This window comes from Helicobacter ibis, from assembly GCF_027859255.1.
GTDB classification, from domain to species: Bacteria; Campylobacterota; Campylobacteria; order Campylobacterales; family Helicobacteraceae; genus Helicobacter_D; species Helicobacter_D ibis.
The window spans coordinates 1-273 of the sequence record NZ_JAQHXR010000017.1 but is presented as its reverse complement, the minus strand read 5'-3'; the positions used below and the strand labels follow the sequence as shown (position 1 = coordinate 273).

General features: G+C 25.3%; 1 pseudogene. It reads left to right on the top strand.

The window, feature by feature from the left end:
• Positions 1-273: pseudogene (locus tag PF021_RS08545) on the top strand (winged helix-turn-helix domain-containing protein); the annotation flags it as partial.

Genomic DNA, 273 nt, shown 5'->3' with positions numbered 1-273 from the left:
AATTTCAGATTGTGAGTTAGGTCAATTTGGCAAGTTAAACAAAAATATAGCAAAAAGTGAAATTTTAGAAAAGTTAGAAACAAAATTAGATTCTAAGCGTCGCATATCATGTAAAGATGCTTTAGAATGTGCTAAAAACTTTAATATGGCTGATATTAGAGCTACACTTAAAACTTATAAAATTGATGTTAAATACTGTGAACTTGGTTGTTTTGAAGAAAAAAAAGGTAAAAAATTTCATATAAAAAGTAAAATTTGGATAGAAAATTCTGA